Here is a 6,418-nt window from a genome sequence, read left to right on the forward strand (position 1 = left end):
AGGCGAACAGCAAACAGCCGTGTTCACGCAGAAATGCGGGTTTAGCGTTTTGCAGCTAGAATGCGGAAAATTATTAAAGGAGCAAACGTGAAATCCCTGATCGCATTCCTGACGGCCACGCTGTTGGCCGGCGCCGTTCATGCCGCTACGCCCAATCCCACCGCCGACGACGTCAAGGCCGCGCATGACCTGCTAGCCTCGATGCAGGCCGAAAAAATGATGCGCATGACGGCCGGCATGAGCAAGTACGCCTCGCCGGAGCAGCGCAAGCAGGTGATGGACAAGGTGATCAACCTGCAGCCGGAATTTGTCTACACGCGGCTGGCGGCGCCGGTGGCCAAGCTGCTGAGCAAGGACACCTCGCTGGAGATGACCCGGTTCTACCAGTCCAGCTACGGCAAGAAAGTGCTGCACGACACCTACAACAGCAGTGCCCAGATGTATCCAAGCGCGCCCAAGCCGACTCCAGCCGAGCAGGCCGAGCTGAAAAAGCCGGCCTACATCAAGGCCGATCAGGAATTCAAGGCCAACGAATCAGCCATCCACCACGAGACTTTCGTGCTGCTGAAAGAAATCATCAGCAGCAAATAAAGCTCAGGCGCCGCAGCATTTCTTGAACTTCTGGCCGCTGCCGCACGGGCAGGGATCGTTGCGGCCGGCCTTGGCCACTTTCGGCTGCGGCGCGTGGAAGAAGGCGTTGATCTGCACCACGGCCGGCGTCACCTTGGCGGCTTTCACCGGCGGCTGGAACGGCGCCAGCAAGGCCGGCTGGCTGGCGCGCAGCGGCGCCCAGGCGTCGTGGTTCAGCTGCACGCCGGCCAGGAAGCCGGCGCACCAGGCTTCGGCGGTCCAGCTGCCGCCGCATTCGTAGATCGGCTCGAAGCTGGCCGGATCTTTCTGCAGCCAGGTTTGCATGTAGGCGTGATGGCGCGCGATCAGCGCCGCCGCCTCGTCATTGCCCGCGCTATCGCCATCGCCCCAGACCAGCGGCAGCCAGGCCGCCGCCGGCGTCTCGACCGGACCGGCCGCCAGCGCCGTCAGCAGGCCTTCCAGCCCGGCCACGTCCAGCGCCTGCGGGCCGACGGCGGCCAGCAGGTCGTCGAGTTGGTCGTATTCGTCATCGGTGAGGGGGGCGGTCTGGCTCATGGCTGCTGTCGGTGAAATCGGAAAGCCGCCATTGTACCTACTTGGCCTTGGGTGGCGCCGGTTTGTTGGGAGGTTTGTCGACGATCAGCACGTGCTTGTCGACCGCGCCGGTTTTTTCCTGTTTGACGACTTGGACCGCCACCGGCCGGTGGTCGTGCACCGAGCGCGGCGCTTTTGGAGCCAGCATGATTTCCCCTCTGTTGTGTTGTTGAAACCGCAAATGGGAGCGATTTCCAATTTTGCAAGTAGACAAAGATGTATACTTCGTGAATACTAGGGCTTTCATCATGACGGAATCACACCATGTTCAAGAAGCTCGCTTTGGCTGTTGCCTTGTTGCCGCTGGCCGTACACGCGTCCAATCTGCCGGACTATCCGTTCATCCACACCAGCGGTGAGGCGATGCAGCGCATCGTGCCCGATCTGGGCGAGATCGATTTCGACATCAGCGCCTACGACGCCGATCCGGCGGTGGCGGTGGCGCTGGTGGCGACGCGGGCCGAGCAGGTGCGCGCCTTGCTGGCCGCCGCCGATCCCGAGGCCGTCACCGAGATCCACAATATGCGCAAGGAGATGCGCAAGCCGGAGCCGGGCGAGGCGCCCGGCGCGCAGGCCTACGACATCCGCAGTTCGGTGCACATCGCCGTCAACGACCTCGGCAAGTGGCGCGCCATCATGCAGGGCTTGCTGGACATGCCGAATATCGACCACATGGCCACCACCTTTGGCCGCAAGGACCGTGAGCAGACGGAGCAGGAGCTGACTGCGGCCGCCGTCAAGGATGCGCGGCGCCGCGCCGACGCCATCGCGGCCGGCTTCGGTAAGAAGGCCGGGGCGGTCACGGCCATCACCTCGGGCCAGTTGCGCAATCTGACCGGGTCAATCGGCCTGATGCCGGGCGATACCTACTTCCGCCGCGATACGCGCTCGGCCGCCGCCCAGTCGCCCGACAAGGATTTCCTGTCGTACGACCTGCTGAGCTGGTCGCAGACGGTGGATGTGATTTTCCGCATCAAGTAAGCGGCTGGCGGCCGGTGTGCGCTGGCGCACGCCGGCGCGCATTGCCGCCTTGTTTCTGGCGGCGCCTCCCCAACAATGAAGTCATGTTCATATTGCAGGAGGACGCAGCATGCTTTACGCCCACACCACCCCTGACCCCGAGGTGCCGCCGCCACCGCCGGAAAAAGATCCGCCGCCGGACAACACGCCGTTGCCGCAGCAGGCGCCGATCGAGGAGCCGACCCCGCCCAAGCCGCCGATCAAGACCTGACGTTTTCGTCACGCTTTTACTTTCGCTAAGTGCGCCAGCGCACCGTCCGTTGCGTGGAACGGACGGTATTCTGGTTCCACGCTCTGCAATGCCGTGAGAATCTGTGACAGTCGTTGCTACATGGATACATATTTTAATATTTGTGTTCATCGTCACATTGGGGTCATGAAAGAGTTTCTATAATTTAGTCATATCGTCAGGTTCAGTTCACGGAGAGCAATCATGGGCAATTCATTACACAACAAAATCTACCTCGGCCGCCGCAGCGTCGCCTTGAGCGCGAAGCGTGTACAAGCCCTGATTTGCATTGCCGCCTTCACCAGCATCGGCCTGGTGTGGCTGGCCATCCGCGCGCTGCAATAAACCCGCTTTGCAGTCTGGTTGCCAGCGCCGGCGACGCATGCGGCTTGCCGCCGTGCCGCCGTGCGCGTACCATGAGGGCCGCAGCAGTCTCTTATGGAAAAAATGGCAATGAAGAATGAAAAATTCACGCAGGACGAATATGACGCCCTGTACGAAATCAAACGCGGCATCAAGGGTGACCGCGTCAGCGCCTGCATCGGCCGCAACACCAAGCGCCTGTCCGGCCTCAAACTGATCAGCATCGCCCACAATGGCCGCATTTCGCTGACCGACAAGGGCGAGCAGACCATCTTCCTGCACCGTTGCGTGCTGGGTCTGCGCGCCGTCTCGGCCCAGGCGGGGGCGCCGCTGGACGCCGATGTGGCGATGTTCCTCGGTAAAAAATCGCACGTTCTGGCACGTCCGGAAGGCGGTTTCGAGATCAGTGACAAGGGCCGCGAATCGCTGGCCGACATCACCAACCAAGGCTTCTGATCAAAACGCTCCACGGAGCGTTTTTTTTTGCTGTAAAGTATGGCTTACACAGCAATAGTGAATGTAGATTTGATATGACCACCAACACGCTGCACAAGTTCCGCAAGCTTTTCCGCGTGCTGGTCACTGCTGTGGTGGTGGTGTTGCTGATTGTGAGCATCTTCGTGGTGCATGTGCTGAACCAGAGCCGCAAGCGCTATTACGCGGCGGCCGAGGAAACCTCGCACAATCTGGCGATCTCGCTGGAAAATTATCTGCATTCGCATTTTCAGGAGGCCGACCTGGCCTTGCGCCGCGCCGACCTGGAGTTCCGTACCCTGCACCAGCAGGGCCGCTTCGACGACGCCCAGTTCAGCGCCTACCTGCGCAGCCTGAAGGAGCGCCTGCCACACGCGCAGGCGGTGCGCGGCGCCAATGCCGCCGGGCTGGTGGTGTATGGCGAGCAAATCGATCTGCAACATCCGCAGGACCTGTCGGTGCGCGAATTCTATGCGCGCCTGCCGACCGCGCACGAGATGGTGTTCGGCGTGCCGGTGCAGTCGCGCATCACCGGCGAGTGGGTGCTGCCGCTGGTCTATCCGCTGACCCTGGCCAACGGCGACTTCGGCGGCACCGCCTATGTGCTGATGAACAATACCCGCATCAACGAGGCGTTCTCGTCGCTGAACATCGGCGCCAACGGCTCGATCGTGCTGCTGGACGACCGCAAGCGCGTGCTGCACCGCTATCCGGAAGTGCCGGACATGCAGTTCGGCAGCGTGGTCAAGGTCAATCCGGTGACCCAGGCCATCCTCGACGGCAAGCGGCAGCGCGCCAGCTATACGGTGGTCAGCCCGCGCGACCAGCGTGAGCGCACGCTCAGCATCGAGAAGATCGGCGCCTATCCGGTGTATGTGGTGGTGGGGCTGGCCAGCGAGGATTTCCTGGCGCCGTGGTACAAGGAGATCCGCAACGCTTCGCTGTTCCTGGTGGTGCTGATCGGGCTGGCGATGGTGTTGCTGCGCGGCGTGCAGTTCGGCCTGCGCGAGCAGTTCAAGGCGCTGACGGCGCTAGGCGAGTCGGACCAGGCCCTGCAACAATCGCTGGCGCGGCTGACGGCGTCGGAGTCGCGCTGGCGCTCGCTGACCGAGGGCTTGCCGCAGATGGTGTGGACCGCGACGCCGGCGCTGCGCATCGATTTCATGAGTCACCACTGGGAAAGTTTCAGTGGCTTGCCGGCGGAACAGCTGATGGCCGGCGGCGACTGGTCGCGGGTGATCCATCCGGACGATTTGCCGACCTTGACGGCGGCCTGGCAACGGGCGCTGGCCGATGGCGACCAGTTCCGCTGCGACTGCCGGCTGCGCCGCCATGACGGCGTCTGGCGCATCTTCGACAACCACGCGCTGCCGCAGCGCGGCGCCGACGGCGCCATCGTCAGCTGGGTCGGCAGCAGCACCGACAGCACCGAGCTGCGCGCCGCCCACGATGATCTGTTGCAGGCCAAGGAGGCGGCCGACAAGGCCGGCCGCGCCAAGTCGGACTTCGTCGCCAATATGAGCCACGAGATCCGCTCGCCGATGAATGCGGTGCTGGGCATGCTGCAATTGCTGCGGCAGACGGCGATGAGCGGGCGCCAGCAGGATTATGTCGACAAGGCGCATGCGGCCGCAAGCGCGTTGCTGGGCTTGCTGAACGATGTGCTGGATTTCTCCAAGGTCGAGGCCGGCAAGCTGGGGCTGGACCCGCATCCGTTCCGGCTGGATAAGCTGTGGCGCGATCTGGCGGTGATTTTGTCGGCCAATGTTGGCGACAAGACCATCGAGGTGCTGTTCCGCATCGATCCGGCGCTGCCGGCGATGGTGGTGGGCGATGCGCTGCGCTTGCAGCAGATTCTGCTGAACCTGGCCGGCAACGCCATCAAGTTCACCGAGCGCGGCGAGGTGGTGGTGTCGGCGCAGCTGGTGTCGCAGAGCGAGCACACGCTGTCGATCGCGTTTGCGATTCGCGACACCGGCATCGGCATCGCGCCCGATCAGTGCGAGCGTATCTTCGACGGTTTTTCGCAGGCCGAGGCGTCCACCGCGCGCCGTTTCGGCGGCACCGGGCTGGGACTGGCGATCAGCCAGCGGCTGGTGCGGCTGATGGGCGGCACCTTGCGTGTGGTCAGCGAGGTGGGGCAGGGCAGCGTGTTCGATTTCGCGGTGGAGTTCGGCATTTCGGCCGTCCAGCCGGACAGCGCGCCGGCCACCGCCTTGCCGTTGCAGGATGCCTTGATGCGCGGCCTGTCCTGTCTGGTGGTGGACGACAATCCGGTGGCGCGCACGGTGTTGCGCGAGATGGCGGCATCGTTCGGCTGGCGCGTGGATGTGGCGGCCGACGGCTACGAGGCGCTGGAGGCGATTGCCGGCCAGGCCGCGCGGCGCAAGGCCTACGACGTGGTGTTCATCGATTGGCGCATGCCGGCCATGGATGGCTGGGAGACCAGCCGCCGCATCCGCCAGCTGGCGCCGCAGGGCCGCACGCCGCTGATCGTGATGGTAACGGCCCATGACCGCGAGTTGCTGGCGCAGCGCCAGCAGGAGTTGTCGCCGGTGCTGGATGGGTTTGTGGTCAAGCCGGTGACGGCGTCGATGCTGTTCGATGCGGTGGCCGATGCGCGGCTGGAGCACCGCAAGCCGGCCTTGCTGGCGGCGGTGGCGGTGCCGGCGCGGCGGCGCTTGGCCGGCCTGCGGCTGCTGCTGGTGGACGATAATCCGGCCAACCAGCAGGTCGCCAGCGAGTTGCTCAGCAATGATGGCGCGCAGGTCGAGGTGGCCAGTTCGGGGGCGATGGCGCTGGGCGTGGTGGGGCGGCTGGGCGCGCTGCCGGATTTGATTTTGATGGATATCCAGATGCCGGAGATGGATGGCTACCAGACCACCCATGCGATCCAGGCGCGGCTGGGCGTGAATACGCCGCCGATCGTGGCGATGACCGCCAACGCCATGGCTTCCGACCGCATCGCCGCGCTGGAGGCGGGCATGGTCGATCACATCGGCAAGCCGTTCGATCTGGAGCAGTTGATTGAGGTGATCCTGAAGCACGCGCGCCGTGGCGGCGTGGCGCTGGCCGGTGCGCCGGCCGCTGTCGCGTGGCATGCCGACGCCGCCGCGAATGCGCCGCGCACCACCGCCGCCGTCCATG

General features: G+C 64.2%; 8 protein-coding genes. 6 read left to right on the top strand and 2 right to left on the bottom strand.

Going from position 1 to position 6,418, the window contains the following annotated elements:
- Nucleotides 1-87 precede the first annotated feature (87 nt).
- Nucleotides 88-591 carry a DUF2059 domain-containing protein gene (locus GTP69_RS13650; protein WP_161055405.1) on the top strand — a complete coding sequence of 168 codons (504 nt, stop codon included), beginning with the start codon at nucleotides 88-90 and terminating at the stop codon, nucleotides 589-591.
- Nucleotides 592-594: 3 nt separating this feature from the next.
- Here the strand turns inward: GTP69_RS13650 and GTP69_RS13655 are convergent, their stop codons facing one another.
- Both GTP69_RS13655 and GTP69_RS31075 read right to left on the bottom strand, forming a co-directional pair.
- The gene (locus tag GTP69_RS13655; RefSeq protein WP_161055406.1) at nucleotides 595-1,146 is read right to left on the bottom strand and encodes a UPF0149 family protein; all 552 of its coding nucleotides are present in this window, start codon (nucleotides 1,144-1,146) and stop codon (nucleotides 595-597) included.
- A 37-nt stretch (nucleotides 1,147-1,183) separates the two neighbouring features.
- On the bottom strand, nucleotides 1,184-1,333 hold the full coding sequence (locus GTP69_RS31075; protein ID WP_202424406.1) for a hypothetical protein: 150 nt from the start codon (nucleotides 1,331-1,333) through the stop codon (nucleotides 1,184-1,186).
- Between the two features lie 116 nt (nucleotides 1,334-1,449).
- On the opposite strand from GTP69_RS31075, the gene GTP69_RS13660 reads away from it, so the two are divergent.
- The 5 genes from GTP69_RS13660 to GTP69_RS13670 all read left to right on the top strand — a co-directional run.
- The gene (locus GTP69_RS13660; protein ID WP_161055407.1) at nucleotides 1,450-2,166 is read left to right on the top strand and encodes an SIMPL domain-containing protein; all 717 of its coding nucleotides are present in this window, start codon (nucleotides 1,450-1,452) and stop codon (nucleotides 2,164-2,166) included.
- 109 nt (nucleotides 2,167-2,275) lie between these two features.
- The gene (locus GTP69_RS31080) at nucleotides 2,276-2,416 is read left to right on the top strand and encodes a hypothetical protein (protein ID WP_202423846.1); all 141 of its coding nucleotides are present in this window, start codon (nucleotides 2,276-2,278) and stop codon (nucleotides 2,414-2,416) included.
- A 222-nt stretch (nucleotides 2,417-2,638) separates the two neighbouring features.
- Nucleotides 2,639-2,779, top strand: coding sequence for a hypothetical protein (locus GTP69_RS31085; protein ID WP_169113558.1), 141 nt, complete (start codon nucleotides 2,639-2,641; stop codon nucleotides 2,777-2,779).
- Between the two features lie 108 nt (nucleotides 2,780-2,887).
- Nucleotides 2,888-3,253, top strand: coding sequence for a hypothetical protein (locus tag GTP69_RS13665; protein ID WP_161055408.1), 366 nt, complete (start codon nucleotides 2,888-2,890; stop codon nucleotides 3,251-3,253).
- A 74-nt stretch (nucleotides 3,254-3,327) separates the two neighbouring features.
- On the top strand, nucleotides 3,328-6,418 hold a 3,091-nt coding region (locus GTP69_RS13670), incomplete at its 3' end, for a response regulator (protein ID WP_161055409.1).

Source organism: Duganella levis, from assembly GCF_009857605.1.
In the GTDB taxonomy this organism is placed as follows: Bacteria; Pseudomonadota; Gammaproteobacteria; order Burkholderiales; family Burkholderiaceae_D; genus Rugamonas; species Rugamonas levis.

Bases quoted from the DNA above. Each gene is read 5' to 3' on its own strand.
- GTP69_RS13655 (WP_161055406.1), bottom strand. From the start codon at position 1,146: ATGAGCCAGACCGCCCCCCTCACCGATGACGAATACGACCAACTCGAC.
- GTP69_RS31075 (WP_202424406.1), bottom strand. From the start codon at position 1,333: ATGCTGGCTCCAAAAGCGCCGCGCTCGGTGCACGACCACCGGCCGGTG.
- GTP69_RS13660 (WP_161055407.1), top strand. From the start codon at position 1,450: ATGTTCAAGAAGCTCGCTTTGGCTGTTGCCTTGTTGCCGCTGGCCGTA.
- GTP69_RS31080 (WP_202423846.1), top strand. From the start codon at position 2,276: ATGCTTTACGCCCACACCACCCCTGACCCCGAGGTGCCGCCGCCACCG.
- GTP69_RS31085 (WP_169113558.1), top strand. From the start codon at position 2,639: ATGGGCAATTCATTACACAACAAAATCTACCTCGGCCGCCGCAGCGTC.
- GTP69_RS13665 (WP_161055408.1), top strand. From the start codon at position 2,888: ATGAAGAATGAAAAATTCACGCAGGACGAATATGACGCCCTGTACGAA.